The following is a 25134-nucleotide window of genomic DNA, read 5'->3' as shown; positions in this document are numbered from 1 at the left end:
CGAAGATCCTCCCCCTAGCGGGGGAGGCGGCCGAAGGCCGGAGGGGGAAGTGCTGCCGAGCCGGCCTCCTCCCCCTCCGTCGACTTCGTCGACACCTCCCCCGCTAGGGGGAGGATCTGTTCAGTCTTACTTGTAGACCACCCCGCCCTTGATCACCGACGTCACGCGCTGCAGCTCGGTGACGTCCTTCAGCGGATCGCCCTTCACCGCGATCAGGTCCGCCGACTTGCCGGCCGTGAGGCTGCCGATCTCGCTCGACAGCGAGAAGTGGTCGGCCGCATTGACCGTCGCCGTCTGGATCGCCTCCAGCGGCGTCAGCCCCGCCTTGACCAGCAACGCGAACTCGCCGGCATTGTCGCCGTGGGCGCTGACCCCGGTGTCTGTGCCGAACGCGATCTTGACCCCGCCCTCATGCGCCCGGCGGGCCATGGCCAGCATCTTCGGACCCGCGTCCAGCGCCTTGGCGGTCTGGGCGGGGGTCAGAAAGTTGTTCGGCCCCGAGGCGACCCGATAGACGAAGTCCCCGGCCATCAGGGTCGGCACCAGATAGGCGCCGTTCTTCTTGAAGGCCGCGATGCTGTCGGCGTCCAGATAGGTGCCGTGCTCGATCGAGTCGCCGCCCGCTTTCAAGAAGCTGTTGATGCCGTCGACGCCGTGGGCGTGGGCGGTGACCTTGCGACCCATGCGGTGGGCGGTCTCGACGATGGCCGACAGCTCGGCGTCCGAGAACTGCTGGTTCAGGCCGGCGGCGGTGTTGGACAGCACCCCGCCCGTGGCGGTGATCTTGATGATGTCGGCGCCCAGCCAGACCTGCTCGCGCACGGCGCGGCGGCAGTCGTCGGCGCCCGAGCACACCGAGGTCGGCCGCAGCACGTGCATGACCTCCTCGCTATAGCCGTTGACGTCGCCATGGCCGCCATGGACCGACACCGCCGAGCCGGCGGCGAGGACACGCGGGCCGGGCACGTCGCCGCGCTTGATGCCCTCGCGCAGGGCGAAGATGGCCTTGTTGTCGGCCCCCAGGTCCGCGACCGTGGTGAAGCCGGCCATCAGGGTCTTGCGGGCGAAACCGGCCCCGACCAGGGCGTCGTCGGCCGGACCCCGCGTGACGGCCTGCAGCCGGCCGTTCGGGTTCTGCTCGTGGGTCAGGTGGACATGGCTGTCGATCAGACCCGGCAGGACGAAGCTGTCCTTCAGGTCCACGACCCTACCGCCGGGCTCGGAGACATAGCCGTCGACGATGCGCGCGACCTTGCCGTTCTCCAGCACCAGGGTCTTTGCCGTCTCGACCTTGCCCGTGGCGGGATCGGCCAGCAGGCGACCGGCCTGGACGAAGACGGTTTCGGCGCAGGCGACGCTGCTCAGCGCGCTGGCCAGAGCCAGGGCGCAGACGCCCGACAGCAGTTTCCGCATGTAGCCTAAGCCCCCGCCTTCTGCGCGAAGGCCCAGGCTCCCTTGGCCAGGACCGGCACGCGCGCCTCCATCAGCTGCGCATGGGCGCTGGCGGCGGTGCCGTCACGGACGCGGCCGACAATGCCCTGGCAGATGCCGGCCAGTCTGAAGAGGTTGTAGCTGAAATACCAGTCCAGCTCGGGCAGGCCGTCGCGGCCGGTGGCCTTGCAATAGCGCTCGACCGCCTGCGGGATGGTCGGCACGCCATAGGCCTCCAGGTCCTTGATCTCGGCGAGGCCGCCGCGCTGGTCGGACGGCATCACCCAGTTCATCAGGAAGTAGCTGAAGTCGGCCAGCGGATTGCCCAGGGTCGACAGCTCCCAGTCCAGCACCGCCACCACGCGCGGCTCGGTGGCGTGCAGGATCATATTGTCCAGGCGGTAGTCGCCATGGACGATCGAGGTCTTGTCGTCGACCGGGCAGCTCTCCGGCAGCCACGCCATCAGCTTGTCCATCTCGTCGATGGTCTTGGTCTCGGACGCCTTGTACTGCTTGGTCCAGCGGTCGATCTGGCGGGCGAAATAGTTGCCCGGCTTGCCATAGTCGGCCAGGCCCACGGCGGCGTAGTCGACATTGTGCAGCGCCGCCAGGGTGTCGATCTGGGCCTCGTAGATCGCCCGGCGTTCGGCCGGCTGGTAGTCGGGCAAGGTCCCGTCCCACAGGATCCGGCCTTCCACATTGTCCATGACGTAGAAGATCGTGCCGATGACCTCCTCGTCCATGCACAGGGCATAGGCCTTGGCGACGGGGAAGTCGGCCTTGTTCAGGCCCGAGATCACCTTGTATTCGCGGTCGACGGCGTGGGCGCTGGGCAGCAGCTTGCCCGGCGGCTTGCGACGCAGGACGTACTTCTTGGCCGGCGTGACCAGCTGGTAGGTCGGGTTCGACTGGCCGCCCTTGAACTGGCGCACCTCCAGCGGACCGGCATAGCCCTCGACATTGGCTTCCAGCCACGTCGCCAGCTTGGCTTCGTCGATCGCGTGGCGCGGGTCGACCGGCTTGGTGCCCGAGTTCAGGTCCTGGGCGGACTGTTCGGCGGCTTCGGCCATGGCGTCTACTCCCCAACGCTTGTTTGAACCGAGTTTAGAGGCAGACGCGGCGGAGGCAACCCGCTACAATCCCGGCGTCGAAAAAGGGCCAAGGACCGGAACCAACCTAGGTAAGCCCGGTCGCTCCGCACCGCGGAGGAACCTGTACCCCGCCTCCGGCGCAGGGACCCGCGACGAGACGGCGGCGCAATCCCGCGCCGTTGGCTCGGCGCATCTGTGGTCCTGTCGATGTTATCAAAGCCCCCGTGCGCCGCGCCCCTCATCAAGGAGAGCGCCCATGCGCCTGAACCACCTCGACCTGCCCGTTCCCGACATCGCCGCAACGCGGGACTTCTTCGAAACCTGGCTGGGTTTTACCCACGAGCGGACGCTGGGCCAGAACGGCCTCGCGATCCTGCGCGATAGCGCCGGATTGGTGCTGGTTCTCAGCCGGTTGCAGGACACGGGCGCCCAGACCTGGCCGTACCCGTTCCACATCGGCTTCCACCTGGAGACGGAAGCGGCGGTCAGCGACCTGCACCGGCGCATGAGCGAAGGCGGCGTCGCCGTGGGCGAGGCCGCGGTGCAGCGTGGGGCATTCAGCTTCTACGTCACCGCGCCCGGCGAGATCCTGGTGGAAATCGCCCACCGGACCTAGCGCCGGCGGCGGGCGCTGGGCCTTAGGACTTCAGCGCCCGCCAGCCGATGTCGCTACGGTAGAAGCCGCCTTCCAGGCTGATCGTCCCCAGCGCCGCATAGGCCACGTCGCGGGCTTCGTGCAGGGTCGCGCCCAGGGCGCAGACGTTCAGCACCCGGCCGCCCGACGCCCGCAGAGCGCCCTCGGCGTCGCGGGTGGTGCCGGCGTGGAAGACCACGGCTTCGTTGCCGAAGTCGGCCTCGGCGTCCTGGATCAGGCCCCCGGTCTTGGGGGCGTCGGGATAACCCTCGGCGGCCAGGACCACGCAGATGGCGGCTTCCTCGCGCCACTTCGGCGGCTGGGCGGACGCCAGCTCACCCTTGGCGCAGGCCAGCAGGATCGGGACGATGTCGCTCTCGAGGCGCAGCATCAGGGTCTGGCACTCGGGATCGCCGAAACGGGCGTTGTACTCCACCAGCTTGGGGCCCGTGGGCGTCAGCATCAGGCCCGCATAGAGCACGCCTACATACGGATTGCCCTCGGCGGCCATGCCCTCGACGGTCGGAACGATCAGCTCGCGCCAGGCCTGGTCGATCAGGGCCTGGGTCAGCACGGGCGGCGGCGAATAGGTGCCCATGCCGCCGGTGTTGGGGCCTTCGTCGCCGTCATAGGCGCGCTTGTGGTCCTGGGCCGCGCCGAACAGCACGGCGGTCTTGCCGTCGCAGAGGGCGAACAGCGAGGCCTCCTCGCCGTGCATGAACTCCTCGATGACCACGCGGGCGCCGGCCGAACCGAAGCGGCCGCCCAGCATGTCGACCACGGCGGCGTCGGCCTCGGCGCGGGTCGCGGCGATGACCACGCCCTTGCCGGCCGCCAGGCCGTCGGCCTTGATCACGAATGGGGCGTCCAGGATGTCCAAGAAGGTCCCGGCCGAAGCGGCGTCCTCGAACACGCCATAGGCCGCCGTCGGCAGACCGTGGCGCTGGCAGAAGTCCTTGGTGAAGGCCTTGGAGGTCTCCAGCTGCGCGGCGCGCTGGCTGCCGCCGAAGCAGGGGATGCCGACCACGGCCAGCTTGTCGGCCAGGCCGACCTCCAGGGCCGATTCCGGGCCGACGACGACCAGGTCCGCGCCGATCTCCTGAGCCAGGGCCACCAGACCGTCGGCGTCGGTGACCTTGACCGCCCGCAGCTCTGCGACGGCTTCGATGCCGGGATTGCCCGGGGCGGCGACGAGGCGGCCGCACAGGGGCGACTGGGCGATCTTCCAGGCCAGGGCGTGCTCGCGCCCGCCGGACCCGACGAGGAGGATGGTCAGCTTTTCCATGAGCGCGGGGTGTGGCGTGCGCGCGCCCCCGGGTCAAGCGGTTCGCCCCCGCTGGCCGTCATTCGCCCCTTGGCGATGGCGACCCCGGCCGGGGCTGGCCAAGGCTCATGGCATGGAAAAGCTGTTCTCCCCCGCCCTGGCCCTGCACGTCGCTTGCGGCTTCGCCCTGGTCGCCGCCGGCCTGCTGCCGATCCTCACCCGCAAGGGTTCGCGCGCCCATCGCTGGTCCGGGCGGACCTTTGTCGTCCTGATGAGCGTGTTGCTGGCCGCCGCCTGGATCATGACGGCGCTGCACTTCAGCGCCTATTTCGCGGCCCTGTCGGCGACGGCGACGATCACGGTCTTCTCCGGGACGCGGGTCTTGCGGCGCAAGCGGCCGGACCTGGATCCGCGCCAGCGGGCGACGGCGCTGGACTGGGGCCTCACCCTGTTCGTCATCGCCATCGGCGCCTGGGTGCTGTTCCTGGTCGCCACGGGCCAGACCGGCCGCAACGGCGCGGTGTCGATGGCCCTGGTCTATGGCGCCTTCACAATGGGCGGCTGGGACCTGTGGCGGTTCATGCGGCCTACGGACTGGCCGTTCTCGCCGGAGCTCTGGACGTACGAGCATCTTGTGAAGATGCTCAGCGCCTATGGCGCGGTGATGAGCGCCTTCTCGGGCAACTTCCTGACCTTCCTGCCGACGCCATGGAGCCAGCTCTGGCCGACCCTGCTGTTCCAACCGATGGCGATGATCTGGATCGTCGTGCTGGCCACGCGCCGGCGAGCCTCATTGACCGCGTGAGACGCGCGCCGACCTCGGCCTGGGTCTGGGTGTTCGCCGCCTATAGCTGGCTGGCGACCACGGTCAGCGCCGCCTGGTTCGCGCGGCGATTCTCGGCCGAGCGCGGCATCGTGCTGGATGTGCCGACCTCGCTGCTCTGGCAGGGCGCGGTCTATGCCGCCTGGCTGCCGGCGGCGGGCCTGGTGTGGCTGATCCTGCGACGGTTCGGGGCCGGGCCGAAGGGACTGCTGGCCGCGTTCCTAGCCGGGATCATCGCCGTACCGCTGGAGGCGCTGGCGTCGAGCCTGATCGACCAGGCCTTCATCGGCGGCGCCAACCTCACCGGACGGGTCGTGGGCAGAGTTCCCGTCTGCATCCTGCTCTACACCGCCATCGTCGCCGTCGGTCTGGCCGCCGTCCATCACCGCCGGGCCGCCGAGGCCCGCGCCCGCAACGCCCTGCTGGAGACCGCTCTGGCCGAAGCCCGCGCCGTCGCCGCGCCGCCCGAGCGGCTGATGGTCATGGCCGGCTCGCGCCGGGTGCCGGTCGAGGCTTCGGCGGTCGAGTGGTTCGCCGCCGCCGACAACTATGTCGTCGTCCACTGGTCCGGGCGCGAGGGCCTGCTGCGCATCACCCTGCAGAGCCTGGAGGCCCGCCTGGACCCCCACCTCTTCGCCCGCGTCCACCGCTCAACCCTGGTCAACCTGGCCCATGTGCGCGAGGCCCAGCCGCTGTCGGACGGCTCGTGGCGGCTGATCCTGGCCAGCGGGGCCGAGCTGGTGACCAGCCGCACCTATCGCGAGAACGTCCTGGGCCGCCTCGGCCGCTGACTGCGTCGTATCGTCCCGCTCGCCTCCGGGGTGCTTGTCAGCGCTGCCGCGCCACGCACTATGCGTTTTTGAGTTCACGCATCCATTCAAGGCCTTAAGGCCGCAGCGCCGCAGGAAAGCCGACGCCACGCATGGCCGCCGACGAACACGACCGCTCTTCCCACCCGACCAAAGCCCTGCACTCGCGCGCGTTCCTGGACGCCGTGGTCGAGAGCGTGCCCGCCATGCTGGTGGTCAAGAACGGCAAGGACGGCCGCTTCGTGCTGGTCAACCGCGCCGGCGAGGAACTGCTGGGCGTGCCGCGCGAGGCCCTGATCGGCCGCAACGACGCCGACTTCTTCCCCGCCGACCAGGCCGCCTTCTTCGCCGAGATGGACCGCAAGGTGCTGGACAGCGACCGCGTCTGGGTCATCGACGAAGAGCCGCTGAAGACCCCGCACAACGGCGACCGCTGGCTGCAGACCAAGAAGATCGGCATCCCCGGCGAGGGCGATGAGAAGCTGCTGTTGATTATCAGCGAGGACATCACCGAGCGGAAGAAATCCGCCGCCGCCCTAGAGGCCGCGCTGGAGAGCGCCCAGGCCGCCAGCATCGCCAAGTCGGAATTCCTGGCCAATATGAGCCACGAGATCCGCACCCCGCTGAACGGCGTGCTGGGCATGGCCCAGGTGCTGGCCCAGACCGAGCTGACCGACCGCCAGCGCGAGATGATGGACGTGATCCTGGGCTCGGGCCGGGTGCTGAACGCCCTGCTCAGCGACATTCTGGACCTGGCCAAGGTCGAGGCCGGCGAGGTCGAGCTGGAGCCCGCGCCGTTCAACCTGCGCGCCGGGCTGACGGCCGCCGCCGCCACCTTCGAGGGCCTGGCGCACCAGAAGGGCCTGACCTTCAGCCTCGACTTCGCCGGCGACTTCCACGAGCGCGCGGTCGGCGACGCCCTGAAGATCGGCCAGATCGTCAACAACCTGATCAGCAATGCGGTCAAGTTCACCTGCGAAGGCTCGGTCGCCGTGCGCGCCGCCACCCGTGAAAACGTCGATGGCAGCGTCGAGCTCTCCGTCGAGGTCGCCGACAGCGGCGAGGGCTTCACGCCCGAGGTGCAGGCCAGCCTGTTCGAACGCTTCGTCCAGGGCGACGGCTCGATCACCCGCCGGTTCGGCGGCTCGGGCCTGGGCCTCAACATCGCCCTGCGCTTCGCCAAGCTGATGGACGGCGACATCACCTGCGACTCGACGCCGGGCCACGGCGCGACCTTCCGCTTCACCGCCCGGCTGGAGAAGGCCCAGGCCGAGATCCCCGCCCCCGCGCGCCGTCCCGCCCCGGCGCCGACGGCCGAGCGCCTGCGGGTGCTGCTGGCCGAGGACCATCCGACCAACCAGCGCGTGGTGGAGCTGATGCTGGGCGAGACCGCCGACCTGGTGGTGGCCGAAAACGGCGCCATCGCGGTCGAGGCCTTCGCGAGCCAGCCGTTCGACGTGGTGCTGATGGACACCCAGATGCCGGTCATGGATGGCCTGACGGCGATCCGCGCCATCCGAGCGCGCGAGGCCGCCGCTGGGACGGGGCGCATCCCGATCATCTCCCTGACCGCCAACGCCATGCCCCATCAGGTCGAAGCCTGCCTGGAAGCCGGCGCCGACCTGCACCTGGCCAAGCCGATCACCGTGACGGCGCTGTTCGAGAGCATCGCCGCGGCGGTTGACATGGCGGCCCATGCGGAAGAGCAACGAGAGGCAGCGCCTTAGTCGAGCCGAAGCGATGGGAACTTATTCCGGAGTGGCTGATGTCCTCGCACGCATGGAGGACGTCGCAGAGTTCTGCAACGCTCCGCTGCGCGACGTGAACCAGAGAGGAATAGGCGGCAGCACTCCGCTTTACGTCGCGGCGATTTGGGGAGACCTGGAGGCCGCCCGCCTGTTGATCGAAGCGGGCGCCGATGTGAATGCCCATAACGAGGACGGCGAGACAGCGCTCCATTGGGCGGCCTCGGAAGGCCATCGCGCTTTAGCCATCCTGCTGATTGAACGCGGGGCCTCGCTCACGGAACTCAGCGATGACGGAGAGACGCCACGACAACTCGCCGTCCTTCTGGGTCACACCGACCTGCTGGATATTCTGGGGTGAGCGAGACGGACACGGCGGGATGTTTCCGATCGAAAAAGGCCCCGATCCTCGGATGAGGATCGGGGCCTTCGTCTGAAATCGACCGCTGATCGAGCCCCGTTTTGACGGAGACGAGCGGCGCCGAGCCTTAAGCCGCGTCCAGGTCCAGCGAATAACCCGCCGAACGCACGGTGCGGATCGGATCACCGTCGGCGCTGCCGTTCAGGGCCTTGCGCAGGCGGCCGATGTGGACGTCGACCGTGCGGGCCTCGACATAGACGTCCGAGCCCCAGACGGCGTCCAGCAGCTGTTCGCGGCTGAACACCCGGCCCGGATGCTGCATCAGATAGTCCAGCAGGCGGAACTCGGTCGGACCCAGGTGGATCTCCTTGCCGCCACGCTTCACGCGGTGGGCGACCCGGTCGATGATGATGTCGCCGACCGTGATGCGGTCGTCGGCCAGGCCCGGACGGATGCGGCGCAGCACCGCGCGGACGCGGGCGGTCAGCTCGACCATCGAGAACGGCTTAACGACATAGTCGTCGGCGCCGGTGTCGAGGCCCCGGATACGGTCCGTTTCCTCGCCGCGCGCCGTCAGCATGATGATCGGCACGTTGCGGGTCTCGGCCCGGCCGCGCAGGCGGCGGCAGACCTCGATGCCCGAGACCTTGGGCAACATCCAGTCCAGGATGACCAGGTCAGGGGCCCGCTCATTGGCCATGATCAGGGCTTCCTCGCCATCACCGGCCACGCCAACGCGGTAGCCTTCCTTGTCGAGGTTGTAGTGAAGCAGGGTGGCGAGGGCGTCTTCGTCTTCCACCACCAGAACGTAGGGAGTCACTTCAAGTCGCCTCTTAGGTTACTGCGCCACGACGTCGAGCTTGGGACGCTGCGACACCAGTTCGTCGCCGGTCAGCTCGAAGTGGATGATCTCGGCGATGTTGGTGGCGTGATCGCCGATGCGCTCGAGGTTCTTGGCCACGAACAGCAGATGAGCGCAGGCGTTGATCGTGCGCGGATCGCCCATCATGTAGGTCAGCAGTTCGCGGAAGATCGAGTTGTAGTGCTCGTCGACTTCCTCGTCGCGGCTCCACACGCCGATGGCGCGTTGCAGGTCCGAGGTCGTGTAGGCGTCCAGCACGTCCTTCAGACGGCCTTGCACCAGCTTGCCCATGCGCTCGATCGAGCGGGTCAGGGCCGTCATCGGATCGGCTTCGGTCAGGATCAGGGCGCGCTTGCCGATGTTCTTGGCCATGTCGCCGCAGCGTTCCAGGCTCATCGAGATCTTCAGGGCGGCGACGGCGTGGCGCAGGTCCACGGCCATCGGCTGGCGCAGCGCGATCAGGCGGAAGGCCTTGCGCTCGATCTCGCCCTGCAGGGCGTCCAGGCGCTCGTCGCCGGCGACCACGGCCTGGGCCAGCGGCGCGTCACGACGGGCGATGGCGGCGATGCAGTCGGCGACCTGGCTCTCGGCGATGCCGCCCATGCGGGTGACTTCGGCGGTCAGGTGGGCCAGCTCTTCGCCGTACGACTTGACGGTATGTTCGGTCATTTCGGGATCCTTCCGCTTAGCCGAAGCGGCCGGTGATGTAGTCTTGCGTGCGGCTGTCGCGAGGATTGGTGAACATCTCCTCGGTCGGGCCGCTCTCGACCAGCTTGCCCAGGTGGAAGAAGGCCGTGCGTTGCGAGACGCGGGCGGCCTGGGCCATCGAGTGGGTGACGATGACGATGCAGAACTGGGTCCGCAGCTCGTCGATCAGCTCCTCGATCTTGGCGGTGGCGATCGGGTCCAGGGCCGAGCAGGGCTCGTCCATCAGGATCACTTCCGGCGACACGGCGATCGCGCGAGCGATCACCAGGCGCTGCTGCTGGCCGCCCGACAGGCCGGTGCCCGGTTGGTGCAGACGATCGGCGACTTCGTTCCAGAGACCGGCCTTCTTGAGGCTGCTCTCGACGACGGCTTCCAGGTCGGCCTTGGACGAGGCCAGGCCGTGGATGCGCGGGCCGTAGGCGACGTTCTCGAAGATGGTCTTCGGGAAGGGGTTCGGCTTCTGGAACACCATGCCGACGCGCGAGCGCAGGACCACCGGGTCGACGCTCTTGAGATTGACGTCATTGCCGTCGATCTCGATCGAGCCTTCGACGCGAGCCGACGGGATGGTGTCGTTCATGCGGTTGATGCAGCGCAGGAAGGTCGACTTGCCGCAGCCCGACGGGCCGATGAAGGCGGTGACCGACTTGCCCGGGATGTCGATGTTCACATCGAACAGCGCCTGCTTGTCGCCGTAGAAGACCTTGACGTCGCGCGCCTTGATCTTGGCCTCGCCGACCGCCGCCGAAGCGTGGCCGTGCGGAACGGTGGTGTGGATCACCGGCGTGTGGGCGGTGTCGTCGGGGCTTTGGACGGTCATGGCGTGTCCACGGAGAAGGGGCGAAGCGTTGGGGTTCAGGATCTGGGTCATGTGAAACCTACCAGCGGCGTTCGAAGCGGCGGCGCAGGATGACGGCCGCGGCGTTCATGACGATCATGAAGACGAGCAGGACGATGATGGCCGCAGCGGTGCGTTCGTGGAAGGCCCGCTCGGAAGCGTTCTCCCAGATGAACACCTGGACCGGCAGCACGGTGGCCGCGCCGGTGAAGCCTTCCGGCACGCCGGGCACGAACGAGACCATGCCGATCATCAGCAGCGGCGCGGTCTCGCCCAGGGCGTGGGCCAGCGACAGGATGGCGCCGGTCATCACGCCGGGCATGGCCAGCGGCAGCACATGGTGGAAGACCGTCTGGGTCTTGGACGCGCCGACGCCCAGGGCGGCTTCGCGGATCGACGGCGGCACGGCCTTCAGCGCCGAGCGGGTGGCGATGATCACGGTCGGCAGGGCCATCAGGGCCAGCACCAGGCCGCCGACCAGCGGCGAGCTGCGCGGCACGTTCAGCCAATTGATGAACAGCGCCAGGCCCAGCAGGCCGTAGACGATCGACGGCACGGCCGCGAGGTTGTTGATGTTGACCTCGATGATGTCCGTCCAGCGGTTCTTCGGGGCGAACTCTTCCAGATAGGTCGCGGCCAGCACGCCCACCGGCACCGCGATCAGGGCGGTGATGATCAGCATCATGGCCGAGCCGACCACCGCGCCCAGCACGCCGGCCTGTTCAGGCTCGGTCGAGTCGGAATTGGTGAAGAAGGCGAAGTTGAAGCCCGAGGTGACCGCGCCGGTCTTTTCCAGCTTGTCCAGCCAGTCCAGCTGCTGGTTGTCCAGCTTGCGGTCGCCTTCGGCGGTCGTGCGCTTGATCTCGCCCTTGAAGTAGAGATCGGCGTCCGCCTTCAGCGGACCCGTCAGGGTGATCGTCTGACCGATCAGCTTGGGGTCGGCCTTCAGCTTGTTCAGGATCTGGAAGCCGAAGTCGCGCGACACCAGGTCCTGGACCTTGGTCGAGACCGAGCCCAGATCGTCGTCCTGGATGTTCAACTTCTTCATCACCGCCTCGGCGACGATGTAGTCGTAGTTGACGCCCGAGAGGTCCGACGTGTCGATGCGGTCCGGGTTCAGATAGACCGGCACGTTCAGCGTGTGGGTTTCGAAGGTCGTGTAGCCTTGGCTCACGATCCGGCCGACCAGCACGACCAGGAACACCAGGGCCACGATGATGGCGGCCATGCCCTGAGCCTTGAAGGTCCGCTCTGCGGCGTGGCGCTTCTTCAGCCGGGCTTCCATGGCTGCCGAAGCGGCGGAGCGCGGGGCGGCCGCGCCGAGGGTGGCGTCAGTCATATTGTTCCCGGTACTTCTGGACGATGCGCAGGGCGACGATGTTCAGCGTCAGGGTCACCACGAACAGGGTGAGGCCCAGGCCGAAGGCCGACAGCGTTTTCGGGCTGTCGAACTCCTGGTCGCCGGTGAGCAAGGTGACGATCTGGACGGTGACGGTGGTCACGGTGTCGAGCGGGTTGACCGTCATCTTGGCCTGCAGGCCGGCGGCCATGGTCACGATCATGGTCTCGCCGACGGCGCGGGACACGGCCAGCAGCATGGCGGCCATGATGCCCGGCAGGGCGGCCGGCAGGACCACCTTCTTGACGGTCTCGGACTTGGTGGCGCCCATCGCGTAGCTGCCGTCGCGGAGCGACTGCGGCACGGCGTTGATGATGTCATCCGACAGCGAGGAGACGAACGGGATCAGCATGATCCCCATCACCACCCCGGCCACCAGGGCCATCTGGTTCTGGACTTCCATCAGGTAGGTGGCCAGCGGACCGGCCGGCAGGGCCGCGCCGATGGCGTTGAAGCCGGCGCGGAACAGCGGGCCCACCGTCAGGGCGGCGAAGAAGCCGTAGACCACGGTCGGCACGCCGGCCAGGATCTCGAGCAGCGGCTTGACCACGCCGCGAACGCCGCGGCCGGCATATTCCGAGAGGTAGATCGCCGAGTAGAGGCCGACGGGCGCGGCCACCAGCATGGCGATCAGCATGATCAGGAAGGTGCCGGCGAACAGCGGCACGGCCCCGAACGCGCCCGCCGAGGCGACCTGGTCGGCGCGCATGGCGATCTGCGGGCTCCATTCGGTGCCGAACAGGAACGAGATCGGGTTGACGCTCTGGAAGAAGCGCCAGCTTTCCCAGACCAGCGAGAGCACGATGCCCAGGGTGGTCAGCACGGCCGCGACCGAGCAGCCGATCAGCAGGATGCTGACCCAGCCCTCGACCCGGTTGCGGGCGCGGAATTCGGTGGAGATGCGCGGGAAGGCCAGCAGGAAGCCGGCCAGGGCCAGCACGCCGGCGCCGGCCAGCATGCCGATGTTCAGCACGGTCTCGATGCGGCGGGCCTCGGCGACCTTGGCGTCGAGGGCGACCTTGATCTCGCCTTCGTAGGTCACTTCCGACGGCGGCTGCTTCGAAGCGATCGCGTGAGCGTCGCTATAGAAGACGGCCTGACGGTCCGGCTCCAGCGCCTGGACGGCGGCGGGGCGCGTGGACTGCAGCATCGCGTCCTCGACGCGGCCACCGAAGGCGGCGCCCAGCAGCAGCAGCAGCGCGGCCGGCACGCCGGCCCACAGGGCCGCATAGGTCCCGTAGTAATCCGGCAGGGAGTGGAGGACGCGCTTGCGGCCTCCGGCGGAGGCCACGGCGCGGCGGCGACCGGCGGCGAAAGCCACACCGGAGAACAGCGCCAGGACGAGGAGCGAGAGCCAGGTCAGCATGCGTGAGGCTAATCTTGTCGCGAGTTGTCGAAGGCCCCGCAGGATCGCTGACCTTCCCCCGCCCCGATCTATGCCGGGCCGGCGCTGTGCTTATGCGACGGATCCGTGACAGTTTGACGACAGCGCCCGGCCCGCTGTCCGATGACTGTCGGGATTCAGCAACGTCACAGCCCCGGTCGATATGTCGCACCCCGTCGCACGCCATGCGCGATCTGGATTTGGCCTCTAAATTTCCGCGTTATTTCAAAGCGCTAGAAAAAGAAAACGATCGCGAGCGATTTCATCGCCCTCAAAGCGGGGACGTCGCGCTTCTTCATTTAGGACTTGGTGAAGAGCTGGACGGGCAGGTTCGCGCTCGAACCTCCCCAACCGCCCAGGAAGCCGGCACGATGTTCAAGCGTTCGCACGCCGTGGAGACCTTGGCCGCCCTCGACAAGTCGCTGGCGACCATCGAGTTCGACCCCAGCGGCAAGATCCTGTCGGCCAACGCCAACTTCTGCACGGCCATGGGCTACAGCCTCGACGAGATCGTCGGCCAGCACCACCGGATGTTCGTCGAGCCGGCCCACGCGGTCAGCGAGGAATATGCGAACTTCTGGAAGAAGCTGGGCCGGGGCGAGTTCGACGCGCGTGAGTATCTGCGCCTGGGCAAGGGCGGCGTCGAGATCTGGATCCAGGCCTCGTACAACCCGATCCGCGACGGGCGGGGTCGCGTCTCGCGCATCGTCAAGATCGCCACGGTGATCACCGAAGAGAAGCGCAAGAGCGCCGAGGAGCGCGGCAAGATGGACGCCATCGGCCGCGCCCAGGCCGTGATCGAGTTCACGCCCGACGGCCAGATCATCACCGCCAACGACAACTTCCTGGGCGCGCTGGGCTACGCCCTGTCGGAGATCCAGGGCAAGCACCACCGGATGTTCGTCGAGGCCGCCTATGGCGCCTCGCCCGAATACGCCGCGTTCTGGCGCAAGCTGAACGCCGGCGAGTTCGTGGCCGCCGAGTTCAAGCGCGTGGGCAAGGGCGGCCAGGAGGTCTGGATCCAGGCCTCGTACAATCCGATCTTCGACCACAAGCGCAACATCACCAAGGTCGTGAAGTTCGCCACGGTCGTCACCGGCCGCGTCCATGCCGTCAACGAGATCGCCCAGGGCCTGGAGCACCTGGCCCAGAACGACCTGACCTATCGCATCGCCGATCCGGTCGATCCGCAGTTCAGCAAGGTCCGCGACGACTTCAACACCGCCATGTCGGTGCTGGACGAGGCCATGGGCGTGGTCGCCCACGCCACCCAGAGCGTCGGGGCCGGGGCCCAGGAGATCTCGACCGCCTCGGAAGACCTGGCCCAGCGCACCGAGCAGCAGGCCGCCAACCTGGAAAAGACCGCCGCCGCGCTCGACGAGATCACCGCCACGGTCAGCCGTAGCGCCCACGGCGCCAAGCAGGCGTCCGAGGCCGCCACCGCCGCCCGCGCCGACGCCGCCCGCTCGGGCGAGATCGTCGGCGACGCCGTGGCCGCCATGGGCGAGATCGAGAAGTCGTCCGGCCAGATCACCAGCATCATCGGCGTCATCGACGAGATCGCCTTCCAGACCAACCTTCTGGCCCTCAACGCCGGCGTCGAAGCCGCGCGGGCGGGTGAAGCCGGTCGCGGCTTCGCGGTCGTGGCTTCGGAAGTCCGGGCCCTGGCCCAGCGCTCGGCCGAGGCCGCCAAGGAGATCAAGATCCTGATCGCCAACTCGTCCTCGCAGGTGGCGCGTGGCGTCCGCCTGGTCGGCGACACGGGCGAGGCCTTGTCGACCATCGCCCTGAAGGTCGGCCAGATCGACGGCCTGATCTCCGAGATCGCCGAGTCCTCACGCGAACAGTCGGTCGGCCTCTCGGAGGTCAACACCGCCGTCAACCGCATGGACCAGGTCACCCAGAGCAACGCGGCCATGGTCGAGGAGGCCAACGCCGCCTCCGCCAGCCTGCGGCAGGAGTCCAACGAGCTGTCGGCCCTGGTCAACCGCTTCACGACCAGCGTCGCGCCCCGCGCCCAATCGGCCCCGGCCTATGCGCCCCGTCCTGCCTCACGCCCGGCCCGCGCGCCGATCAGCCGGCCAGGCTCGGCCGCCGTGGCGGTCAAGACTGACGAGTGGGACGAATTCTAAGCTTCGGCCGTCGCCGTTGGCGGCGGGACCGGCGCGGGGGCTGACGTCGCCTTGGCCATCGGCAGGTAGACGCCGAAGGTCGCGCCTTCGCCCTGGACGCTCTCGACCGTCAGCCCGCCCCGGTGACGGTTCATGATGTGCTTGACGATCGCCAGGCCCAGGCCCGTGCCCGAGCGCTCGCCGCTCTTCTGGCCCTCGACTCTATAGAAGCGCTCGGTCAGGCGCGGCAGGTGCTCGCGCGCCAGGCCCGGCCCCTTGTCGGTGACGCGCAGCACGGCGTAGCGCTCGGCCGGGTCGTGGTCGGGCGTCAGCAGCGACATGCGGGCGGCGGCCGTGTCGCGGGCGGCGGCGGCGGCCTCGGCGGACAGGCCGGGGAAGATCTCGACCCGCACGGTCTCGCCCTCGGGCGTATATTTGATGGCGTTGTCGACCAGGTTCTGGATCACCTGGATGATCTGGTCGCGGTCGCCCTCGATCACCGCCCCGCCGCGCGGCGGCAGGACGGGATCGAAGATCACGCCCTTGTCGCGGGCCTGCGGGGCCAGGGCGTCGATCACGTCGACGGCGGCCATGGCCAGGTCCACCCGGCCCAGCGGCGCGATGTGCTCGTTCAGCTCGATTCGCGACAGGCTCATCAGGTCGTCGATCAGGCGCGACATCCGCTCGGCCTGGGCCAGCATGATGGCCAGGAACTTGTCGCGCGCGCCCGGATCGTCCTTGGCGTGACCGCGCAGGGTCTCGATGAAGCCCGACAGCGAGGCCAGCGGCGTGCGCAGCTCGTGGCTGGCGTTAGCGAGAAAGTCGGCGCGGGTGCGCTCGCTGCGGCGGGCGTCGGTCTCGTCGCGCAGGGCCAGCAGGGCCAGGCGCGAGCGGCCGGCGCTTTCCTTCAGCGGCCGGGCATGGGCCAGCCAGGCGCGCCCCTGGGCGCCGCCGGTCTCGAACTCGACCACGCCCTCGACATTGCCGAACAGGGCCTCGTCCACGGCCTCCAGCACGCGCGGATTGCGCACGGCGGTGACCAGCAAGGCGCCCTGGTGCTGAATCTTGAACAGATCGCGGGCGGCGGCGTTGGCGAACAGGAAGCGGCGGCCGGTCAGGTCGTCGGCCTCCTCGGCGGCGATGACCATCAGCGGATCGGGCAGGCGGTCGAGAATCGCCGCGAAGGGCGGCACTTCCTCGACGACCGCGGCCGGAACCAGGCCGCCAGGAATGGGAATCACCGCCGGCGCATCGGCCCGGCGCGACAGCCACCAGCCCGCGCCGCCGGTCGCCACGGCCGCGATCACGGCCGGAACGGGCTGGGCCACGCCGACCACGGCCAGGCCCAGAATGACGCCTGGCCCAATCATGGAAGGCCAGAATGCGCCCGCACGGCGGCTTTCGGAGCTGTCCGGGGGCGTGTTCGCCAGCGGCATGTGGAGGCTCACCGATTCAAGCGAGAGGCGATTCGTCGATCCAGATATGGCGCCCCGCCAAGCCATGCGATAGACGGATGACGTTTCAGTACGTGTCACGAGCGAGATGCACCGCATTTTCGCCGCAACGTGACCCGAATTAGGTGCGCCGGTTTCCGTTGGGGTGTCATACGTAATGCAGCGCAAGGTCCTGGTCGCGACAGTCGCGGCCGCTCCTCTCTTGGCTATGGGGTTCGCCGCGATGGCGGAAACCTCGGTCTCCACCGCGCGTACGACGCCCATTGCCACCAGCACGGCGACGGGATCTGCGGCGGATGACATCGCCATCACCGCGGACGGCTCCATCAAGCCGACCTCGACGGGCGCGATCGTCACGATCGACAGCAACAACTCGGTCACCAACAAGGGGACCCTCTCGACGACCGGCGTGAACGACGGCGTCGGCGTGCTGATCATCGGTGGCAAGACCGGCAACCTCAGCAACACCGGCACGATCTCGCTGGTCGAGGACTACACGGCCACCGACACCGACTCGGACGGCGACATCGACGGTGCGTTCGCCCAGGGGGCCAACCGCTACGGTATCCGCCTGACCAACGCCGGGACCCACACCGGCAATATCGAGAACGGCGTCGGCGGCACGATCACCATCGAAGGCAACAACTCGGCCGGCATGCTGCTGGAAGGCCCGGTGATCGGCAACGTCACCAATATGGGCACGATCAGCGTCGTCGGCGACAATGCCTATGGCGTGCGCATCGCGGCCCCGGTCACCGGCAAGGTGACCATGGGCGGCTCGATCACCGCCCAGGGCAAGGGCGCGGTCGCCCAGGCCATCGATTCGACCGTCAACGGCGCGCTGGTGCTGCAAGGCACCGCCACCGCCACCGGCTATCGCTACACTTCGCGCCCGACCACGCTGGACGCGCTGAACAAGCTGGACGCCGACGACCTGCTGCAGGGCGGCCCGGCCGTCCGTGTCGCGGGCGACGTGACCGGCGGCGTGCTGCTGCAGGGCGCCAACTACTCGACCAAGGTCGGTACGGACGGCAACACCGTCACCACCGCGATCACCTCCAGCACCTCGGGCTCGTCCAGCATCAGCGTGTACGGCAGCGCGCCGGCCCTGCAGATCGGCTCGGCCGACAAGAACGTCACCCTGGGCGCGGTCGGCGCGGGCGACCTCGCCTACGGCCTGGTGGCCAAGGGCGCGATCAGCGCCGCGGGCGTCTATAACGGCGTCACCGCCACGGGCGTGTCGATCGGCGCGGGCGGCGGTCGCACGACGACCCTGACGAACGGCCTGCGCAACGACGGCCAGATCCAGGCCACCACCTTCGAGGCCGACGCCACCGGCATCGCCCTGAACACCGGCTCGGTGGTCAACGAGCTGCTGAACCGCGGCGCCATCGCCGCCAGCTCGTCGTCCTATGCCGGCTCGGGCGTCACCGCCTCGGCGCGCGGCGTCGTGCTGGGCGCGGGCTCGGCCACCACCAGCATCCGCAACACCGGCTCGATCACCGTCGGCCGCGTCGGCGAGACCGGTGACGCCGTGGCCATCCTCGACCAGGCCGGCACGCTGAAGACCATCACCAACACCGGGTCGATCCGCGCCGCCGTCACTGCGCCCGCCTTCAAGGCCGACGGCACGGCCGCGACGGTCACGGCCGTCGGCCAGGGCATCGCCCTGGACCTGCGCGCCAACAATTCGGGCGTGACCTTCACCCAGTCGGGTCCGACCGACTACGCCTCGACCACCACCTGGCCGACCACCGACACCGTGGCCAGCACCGACACCACCACGACCACGATCGCCCCCAGCATGGTGGGCGACGTGCTGTTCGGCGGCGGTAACGACACGCTGAACCTGTGGAGCGGCACCCTGGTCGGCAACATGTCGTTCGGCGCCGGTCAGGACCGCCTGTCGATCGACGGCGGCGGCGTGGCCCTGGGCAAGCTGAACGACAGCGACGGCAAGCTGGACATCGCCATCGCCAACGGCAGCCTGGGCATCGTCAACACCGACACGATCAATGTCTCCAGCCTGACGATGGGCGCCAAGTCCAAGCTCTTGTTCTCGGCCGATCCGGCCGCGGGCCAGAACACCAAGCTGGTGGTCTCGGGCGCGACCAACATCGCCACCGGCGCCGAGCTGGGCATCCGCCTGGCCAATATCGTCAAGGCCCCGACCAGCTTCCTGGTGATCCAGGGCAGCAACATCAATGTCGGGACCATCGGCAACGGCCTGCTGGCCGAGTCGCCGTACCTGTACGTGGCCACCAGCCGCGCCGACACCAACAACGTCTATATCGACGTGCGTCGCCGCACCGCCGCCGAGATCGGCTTCAACCGGGCCGAGACCTCGGCCTATGACGCCGTGTTCGCCGCCCTGGGCAATGACTCGGCCCTGGCCACCCAGTTCCTGGGCGAGAACACCCGCGACGGCTTCCGCGACCTGTACGACCAGATGCTGCCCGACCAGGGGATCGGCCTGTTCACGGCTTTGCAGTCGGTCAACCAGCAGATCTCGGCCGCCACCATGTATCGGCCCGATCCAGGCGATCGCTACGGTCCCGACAGCATCTGGATGCAGGAAATCAACAACCTGACCCGTCGCGACACCGACCAGTCGCTGGGCTCGGATACGCAGGCCTTCGGCTTCGTCGGCGGCTACGAGGCCATGGGCGACGCCGGCGGCGCGCTGGGCCTGACCCTGGCCTATGTCAGCATCGAAGAACACGACACCGTCGCCAAGGTCGGCGAGCAGACCACCGCCTCGTTCGTCCAGACCGGCGCCTACTGGCGTCGTTCGGTCGGTGGCTGGCGCTTCAACACCGGCGGCGGCGTGGGCTATGGCTTCTTCAAGGCCGATCGTCGCTTCATCTCGCGCGACACCAACGGCGACGGCACGGCCGACCTGAACGTCGGCAACAACGCCGACTGGAACGGCTTCACGGCCAACGCCTTCGCCGGCGCAGCCTATGAGCAGAAGTTTGGTCGCTTCTTCGCCCGCCCCGAAGGCCGCCTGGACTATGTCTGGCTGCGTGAAGGCAAGCGCGAGGAACGCAACGCCGTCTACATCAAGGATGGCGTCATCTCGACCACCCCGGGCGACGGCTTCAACCAGACCATCGACAAGCGCACTTCCAGCAGTCTCTCGGGCGAGCTGGGGGTGGTGTTCGGCGCCGACTTCGGCAAGACCGTCTGGTGGCGTCCGGAAGTGCGGGTCGGCTATCGCCAGACCCTGGCTGGCTCGATCGGTGACACGGTGTCCCGTTTCACGAACGGCAACCCGTTCACCCTGGCCGCCCTGGACGATCGGAACGGCGCCCTGACCGCGGGCTTCGCCCTGCGCGCCGGCACGCCGATGTCCTACCTGTCCCTGGAAGGCGGTATCGAAGCCGCCAAGAAGCGGAAGCTCTACAACCTGCGCCTCGCCGGCCGGGCCATGTTCTAAGGCTCCCAGCGCCCCTCAATTGAGTTTTGGAAATACGAAAGCCGCCTCGGGAAACCGGGGCGGCTTTTTCCGTCCACGGATCTTTAACCGTTCAAGTGTCTGATTTGACGGAAGTTTCGCAGCGTATTTCGCGACATTTCGCCGCGCCTCCAGAAAAACTCAAGGCCGGTTTTCCTAATCTCGATTTCGTGGCTAGGGATAATCGTTTTCCCTGGCCTAGCAGGTTCGGTTCCGCCTCGGCGGCGCCGAAAGGGGAATAAACATGACCTTAGGCAGAACTGCATTCCGCGCCGCGCTGATAGCCGGCGTGTCCCTGCTGGCGACCGCCGGCGTAGCGAACGCTCAGACCGCTACGCCCGACGACGCCGCCGCCCGCATCGCCGCCCTGGAAGCCCAGCTGGAGACCCTGCAAAAGCAGGTCGCCGACCTGAAGGCCGCCACCGCCGCCAGCCTGAAGGACGTGCGCGCTGCTCAGAGCGTCACGAACGTCAGCATCGCGGCCGGCCGCCCGACCATTGCTTCCGGCGACGGCGCCTACAGCGCCACCCTGCACGGGGTGATGCAGCTGGACGCCGCCCAGTACTTCCAGGACAAGGGCCTGCCGGCCGTGATCGGCAACGCCCGCGACCTGAACAACGGCACCAACTTCCGCCGCGCCCGCCTGGGCGTCGACGGCAAGTTCGCCAAGTATTTCGACTACTCGATCCTGCTGGACTTCGGCGGCGCGGGCACCGACGGCGCCGGCCAGCTGCAGGAACTGTTCGTCCAGTACAACTACGCCCCCTTCAAGATCCGGGTCGGCGCCTACGCCCCGAACCTGGGCCTGGAGGACGCGGCCTCGACCAACGGCTCGCTGTTCCCGGAACGTCCTTCGGCCGCCGAAGCCGCCCGCGGCCTGGCCGGCGCCGATCGCCGCATCGCGCTGCAGGGCCAGATCGTCCAGGAGCGCTGGCTGCTGTCGGGCGCGGTCTCGGGCGCCAAGGCCGGCGACGGCCAGACCTTCGACGAGCAGCTGGGCTATCTGGGCCGTTTCGCCTTCATCCCGGTGAAGGGCCTGGACTATCTGATCCATGTCGGCGCCAACGCCAGCGTCGTGGCCACACCGGCCCAGACGGCGGCCCTGACCGGCGCCTATGCCGTCACGATCCAGGACCGTCCGGAACTGCGTGTCGACGGGACCCAGCTGGTCACCACCGGCGGCATCGACGCCAAGAGCGCCCGCCACTTCGGCCTGGAAGCCGCGGCCCAGAAGAAGGGCCTGCTGATCCAGGGCGAGTACTTCGACTACAAGATCGACCGCCGCAACGCGGCCGCCGGCGTCACCAACCCGAAGTTCACGGGCTGGTATGTGGAAGGCGGCTGGGTGCTGACGGGCGAGGCCCGCAAGTACAACCCCAACACCTTCGCCTTTGACGCCCCCGCCATCGCCAACCCCTTCGACCCGAAGGCCGGCAAGTGGGGCGCGTGGGAACTGGCCGCTCGCTACTCGGTGCTGGACCTGAACCACCACGAGGATGCGACCCTGGCCGGCGACCGCGTGCGCGGCGGCGAACAGACCATCTGGACCGCCGGCCTGAACTGGTTCCCCAACTCGGTGACCAAGTTCTCGGTCGACTATCTGGATGTCGACATCGATCGCAAGGATCCGGCCGGCGGCCTCACCGCCCTCAGCCAGAGCTACCAGGCGGTCAACTTCCGCAGTCAATTCGCCTTCTAAGGAACCTCTTCATGTCGAAGTCCCGCAACGCCCGGTCCTTCGTTCCTTCCCGCCGCGACCTGATCGCGGCGGGAGCCGGAACGGCGGCCCTGGTCATGGCTGGCGCCGCGCAGGCCCGGGCTCCCAAGCCCGCCACCCTGCTCAATGTCAGCTACGACCCGACGCGGGAACTCTACAAGGAGATCAACCCGGCCTTCGCCAAGTACTGGAAGAGCCGGGTCGGTCAGGACCTGACGATCAGCCAGAGCCACGGCGGCTCGGGCAAGCAGGCCCGCTCGGTGATCGACGGCCTGCAGGCCGACGTCGTCACCCTGGCCCTGGCCGACGACATCGACCAGATCGCCAAGCGCGGCCTGATCGACAAGAACTGGAAGTCTCGCCGCCCGGCCAATTCCGCGCCCTACACCTCGACGATCATCTTCCTGGTCCGCAAGGGCAACCCGAAGAAGATCGCCGACTGGGGCGACCTGGTGAAGCCGGGCGTCAGCATCATCACGCCCAATCCCAAGACCGGCGGCGCGCCGCGCTGGGCCTATCTGGCGGCGTGGGCCTATGCCCTCAAGCGCCCGGGCGGTTCTGAAGCCTCCGCCCAGGCCTTCGTCAAGCAGCTGTATTCGCAGGTTCCGATCCTGGATAGCGGCGCTCGTGGTTCGATGACCACCTTCGCCCAGCGCGAGATCGGCGACGTCCTGCTGACCTGGGAAAACGAGGCCCACCTGGCCCGCGAAGAGTTCGGCGCCGACAAGTTCGAGATCGTCTATCCGTCGATCTCGATCCTGGCCGAGCCGTCGGTCGCCGTGGTCGACAAGGTGGTCGACCGCCGTGGAACACGGACCATCGCCGAGGGTTACCTGAATTTCCTGTACAGCCCGCTGGCCCAGGACCTGATCGGCAAGAACCACTACCGCCCTCGCAGCCCGGCGGCGGCGGCCAAGTACGCATCCAAGTTCCCCAAGATCCCGCTGGTGACGATCGACAAGCAGTTCGGTGGCTGGGCCAAGGCCCAGGTCCGGCACTTCGATGACGGCGGCGTGTTCGATCAAATCTACAAGCCCGCCTAGCGGCGGACGGCGTATTGCAAGCTCGCGGCAGGCGGGCAGCCCGAAAAAACAGAGGCTTCAGTGATGACCCAAGACCTGAACAAGACCACCCGTCGCGGCCTGCTGGCCGGCGCCGGCGCGGGCGCCGCGGCCCTGGCCGCAGGCGGCCTGCCCAGCCTGGCCAACGCCCAGGCCGGCAAGACCATCACCCTGCTCAACGTCAGCTACGACCCGACGCGCGAGCTCTACAAGGACATCAACGCCGCCTACGCCGACTACTGGAAGAAGCGCGTCGGCCAGACCCTGGTGATCAACCAGAGCCACGGCGGTTCGGGCAAGCAGGCCCGCTCGGTGATCGACGGCCTGCAGGCCGACGTCGTCACGCTCGCCCTCGCCTACGACATCGACGAGATCGCCGCCAAGGCCAAGCTGCTGCCGGCCAACTGGCAGTCGCGCCTGCCGCAGAACTCGACCCCCTACACCTCGACCATCGTGTTCCTGGTCCGCAAGGGTAACCCCTGGAAGATCAAGGACTGGGGCGACCTGGTGAAGCCGGGCATCGACGTGATCACGCCCAACCCCAAGACCTCGGGCGGCGCGCGCTGGAACTACCTGGCCGCCTGGGCCTGGGCTCTGAAGCAGCCGGGCGGCAATCCCGCCAAGGCCGAGGCCTATGTGAAGAGCCTGTTCGAGCACGTGCCCGTGCTGGACACCGGCGCCCGCGGCGCCACCACCAGCTTCACCCAGCGCGGCCTGGGCGACGTGCTGCTGGCCTGGGAGAACGAGGCCTACCTCGCCCAGGACGAGCTGCCGGGCAAGTTCGACATCGCCTACCCGTCGCTGTCGATCCTGGCCGAGCCGCCGGTCGCCGTGGTCGACAAGAACGTCGACCGCCACAAGACCCGCACCATCGCCGAGGGCTATCTCAACTTCCTGTACAGCCCGCTGGCCCAGGAGCTGATCGCCAAGAACTACTACCGTCCGCGCAACGCCGACGTGGCCAACAAGTACGCCGCCCGCTTCAAGAAGATCCCGCTGGTGACGATCGACGACACCTTCGGCGGCTGGAAGAAGGCCCAGGCCACGCACTTCAACGACGGCGGCGTGTTCGACCGCATCTACCAGCCGAAATAACGGCTTCCTGACGGCCTGCCCGTTCCGGGAAGCACGGGTAAGGCCATCGGATGCGCGGCGGGAATCCTTGAAGGATTCCCGCCGTTTTCATTTCGCCGTCCACCTATGTTGGGAACCCGACAGGATCGGGTACGTTGAGCGTCAACGGGGTGGTGGGAGCTTGACCATAGGCATGGACGACTATTCGGAATCTGTACGCGATGTCAGCCAGGCCACGGGCCGTAGCCCCGCGGATCTTGAAGCGATCATCGAGGCGCGGACGCACGAGCTGAAGGAAGCCCTGGAGCAGAAGACCGCCCTGCTCCACGAAGTCGACCACCGGGTGAAGAACAACCTGCAGCTCATCTCCAGCCTGTTGCTGCTGCAGAACCGTCGCGTTCAGGATCCCGCTCTGAAAGCCTCGCTGAAGGGCATGCTGGGCCGGGTCAACGCCATCGCCACCGTCCACCGCCGCCTGTTCCAGAGCGAGGATGTGGAGCGTTTCGACGTTTCGGCCTTCATCCGCGACATGGTCGCCGACCTGATGGGCTCGGCCGCCCGCGACGACATCCGCATCGAACTGGATCTGGAGCGGGTCGAGATCCCCGCCTCCAAGGCCGCGCCCTTCGCCCTGGTGGTCAACGAGCTGCTGACCAACGCGCTACGGCACGGTTTCCCGGAGGGCCGCGGCGGCAAGATCTTCGTCGGCGTTCGCCGCGAAGAGGGGAATTTCAGGATCGAAATAACCGATGACGGCGTTGGTTTCGACAAGGACACCAAACCATCGGGGTTCGGTCTGACCATCGTTCAGCTGCTGTGTCAGCAGTTGAAAGCCAAAAGTGAGACGACCGATGCGGAACCAGGTGTCCGTGTTGTCGTTCTGCTGCCCGTGAACGGGGCGAACTAGGAAG

18 protein-coding genes and 3 pseudogenes are annotated in these 25134 nt (G+C 68.0%); 12 read left to right on the top strand and 9 right to left on the bottom strand.

From position 1 onward, the window contains the following. Position 1: 1 nt before the first annotated feature. Positions 2-117 (top strand): annotated as a pseudogene (locus AC07NF_RS14665) (hypothetical protein); the annotation flags it as partial. Positions 118-126: 9 nt separating this feature from the next. Here the strand turns inward: AC07NF_RS14665 and AC07NF_RS14660 are convergent. Both AC07NF_RS14660 and AC07NF_RS14655 read right to left on the bottom strand, forming a co-directional pair. Then, positions 127-1413: a metal-dependent hydrolase family protein gene (locus AC07NF_RS14660; protein WP_494626969.1), complete on the bottom strand. Its 1287-nt coding sequence runs from the start codon at positions 1411-1413 to the stop codon at positions 127-129. Positions 1414-1418: 5 nt separating this feature from the next. Beyond that, positions 1419-2501 (bottom strand): phosphotransferase family protein, encoded by a 1083-nt coding sequence (locus AC07NF_RS14655; protein WP_494626967.1) that lies wholly within the window; start codon positions 2499-2501, stop codon positions 1419-1421. 228 nt (positions 2502-2729) lie between these two features. Here AC07NF_RS14655 and AC07NF_RS14650 point away from each other — a divergent pair. Further along, positions 2730-3138, top strand: a pseudogene (locus tag AC07NF_RS14650) (VOC family protein). Between the two features lie 22 nt (positions 3139-3160). Here the strand turns inward: AC07NF_RS14650 and purD are convergent. After that, positions 3161-4441 carry a phosphoribosylamine--glycine ligase gene (gene purD / locus AC07NF_RS14645; protein WP_494626965.1) on the bottom strand — a complete coding sequence of 427 codons (1281 nt, stop codon included), beginning with the start codon at positions 4439-4441 and terminating at the stop codon, positions 3161-3163. 112 nt (positions 4442-4553) lie between these two features. Between purD and AC07NF_RS14640 the strand changes: the two genes are divergently transcribed. The 4 genes from AC07NF_RS14640 (at position 4554) to AC07NF_RS14625 (ending at position 8158) form a co-directional block, all read left to right on the top strand. Beyond that, positions 4554-5225 (top strand): DUF2306 domain-containing protein, encoded by a 672-nt coding sequence (locus AC07NF_RS14640; protein WP_494626963.1) that lies wholly within the window; start codon positions 4554-4556, stop codon positions 5223-5225. Beyond that, entirely contained in the window at positions 5222-6034 is an 813-nt protein-coding gene (locus AC07NF_RS14635) for a LytTR family DNA-binding domain-containing protein (protein WP_494626960.1), read from the top strand. The genes AC07NF_RS14640 and AC07NF_RS14635 overlap by 4 nt, the downstream gene beginning before the upstream one ends. A 131-nt stretch (positions 6035-6165) precedes the next feature. Continuing rightward, positions 6166-7779, top strand: a complete 1614-nt coding sequence (locus AC07NF_RS14630) for a PAS domain-containing sensor histidine kinase (protein ID WP_494626958.1) — start codon at positions 6166-6168, stop codon at positions 7777-7779. A gap of 13 nt (positions 7780-7792) precedes the next feature. Next, positions 7793-8158, top strand: coding sequence for an ankyrin repeat domain-containing protein (locus tag AC07NF_RS14625; RefSeq protein WP_494655325.1), 366 nt, complete (start codon positions 7793-7795; stop codon positions 8156-8158). Positions 8159-8285: 127 nt separating this feature from the next. Here AC07NF_RS14625 and phoB read toward each other — a convergent pair whose 3' ends face one another. From phoB to pstC, 5 genes are read right to left on the bottom strand one after another with little or no spacing between them, the layout of a single operon-like run. Further along, a complete protein-coding gene (gene phoB / locus AC07NF_RS14620; RefSeq protein ID WP_291871959.1) occupies positions 8286-8978 on the bottom strand; it encodes a phosphate regulon transcriptional regulator PhoB in 693 nt (230 codons plus the stop codon). 18 nt (positions 8979-8996) lie between these two features. Next, on the bottom strand, positions 8997-9689 hold the full coding sequence (phoU, locus tag AC07NF_RS14615; RefSeq protein WP_492815661.1) for a phosphate signaling complex protein PhoU: 693 nt from the start codon (positions 9687-9689) through the stop codon (positions 8997-8999). A gap of 16 nt (positions 9690-9705) precedes the next feature. Beyond that, positions 9706-10548: a phosphate ABC transporter ATP-binding protein PstB gene (gene pstB, locus AC07NF_RS14610; RefSeq protein WP_492816576.1), complete on the bottom strand. Its 843-nt coding sequence runs from the start codon at positions 10546-10548 to the stop codon at positions 9706-9708. A 58-nt stretch (positions 10549-10606) separates the two neighbouring features. Next, on the bottom strand, positions 10607-11905 hold the full coding sequence (gene pstA / locus AC07NF_RS14605) for a phosphate ABC transporter permease PstA (protein ID WP_492815662.1): 1299 nt from the start codon (positions 11903-11905) through the stop codon (positions 10607-10609). Continuing rightward, positions 11898-13331 carry a phosphate ABC transporter permease subunit PstC gene (pstC, locus tag AC07NF_RS14600; RefSeq protein ID WP_494626952.1) on the bottom strand — a complete coding sequence of 478 codons (1434 nt, stop codon included), beginning with the start codon at positions 13329-13331 and terminating at the stop codon, positions 11898-11900. The genes pstA and pstC overlap by 8 nt, the downstream gene beginning before the upstream one ends. Positions 13332-13720: 389 nt before the next feature. On the opposite strand from pstC, the gene AC07NF_RS14595 reads away from it, so the two are divergent. Continuing rightward, a complete protein-coding gene (locus AC07NF_RS14595) occupies positions 13721-15481 on the top strand; it encodes a methyl-accepting chemotaxis protein (protein WP_494626949.1) in 1761 nt (586 codons plus the stop codon). Here AC07NF_RS14595 and AC07NF_RS14590 read toward each other — a convergent pair. Then, positions 15478-16896, bottom strand: coding sequence for a sensor histidine kinase (locus AC07NF_RS14590; protein WP_492815665.1), 1419 nt, complete (start codon positions 16894-16896; stop codon positions 15478-15480). The two genes, AC07NF_RS14595 and AC07NF_RS14590, sit on opposite strands and share 4 nt — an antisense overlap. 163 nt (positions 16897-17059) lie before the next feature. On the opposite strand from AC07NF_RS14590, the gene AC07NF_RS14585 reads away from it, so the two are divergent. From AC07NF_RS14585 to lovK, 5 genes and pseudogenes are all read left to right on the top strand, one after another. Then, positions 17060-20353, top strand: coding sequence for an autotransporter outer membrane beta-barrel domain-containing protein (locus AC07NF_RS14585; RefSeq protein ID WP_494626947.1), 3294 nt, complete (start codon positions 17060-17062; stop codon positions 20351-20353). A gap of 262 nt (positions 20354-20615) precedes the next feature. Next, positions 20616-22070 (top strand): OprO/OprP family phosphate-selective porin, encoded by a 1455-nt coding sequence (locus AC07NF_RS14580; RefSeq protein ID WP_494626944.1) that lies wholly within the window; start codon positions 20616-20618, stop codon positions 22068-22070. Positions 22071-22081: 11 nt separating this feature from the next. Next, on the top strand, positions 22082-23131 hold the full coding sequence (locus tag AC07NF_RS14575) for a sulfate ABC transporter substrate-binding protein (RefSeq protein ID WP_494626942.1): 1050 nt from the start codon (positions 22082-22084) through the stop codon (positions 23129-23131). Between the two features lie 63 nt (positions 23132-23194). Next, entirely contained in the window at positions 23195-24244 is a 1050-nt protein-coding gene (locus AC07NF_RS14570) for a sulfate ABC transporter substrate-binding protein (protein ID WP_494626940.1), read from the top strand. Positions 24245-24494: 250 nt separating this feature from the next. Beyond that, positions 24495-25130: pseudogene (gene lovK, locus AC07NF_RS14565) on the top strand (photosensory histidine protein kinase LovK); the annotation flags it as partial. Positions 25131-25134: the final 4 nt, after the last annotated feature.

Source organism: Caulobacter sp. GW821-FHT10A06 (assembly GCF_059415805.1).
The sequence above is the reverse complement of the archived record's forward strand: the minus strand, read 5'-3'. Positions and strand labels throughout refer to the sequence as shown.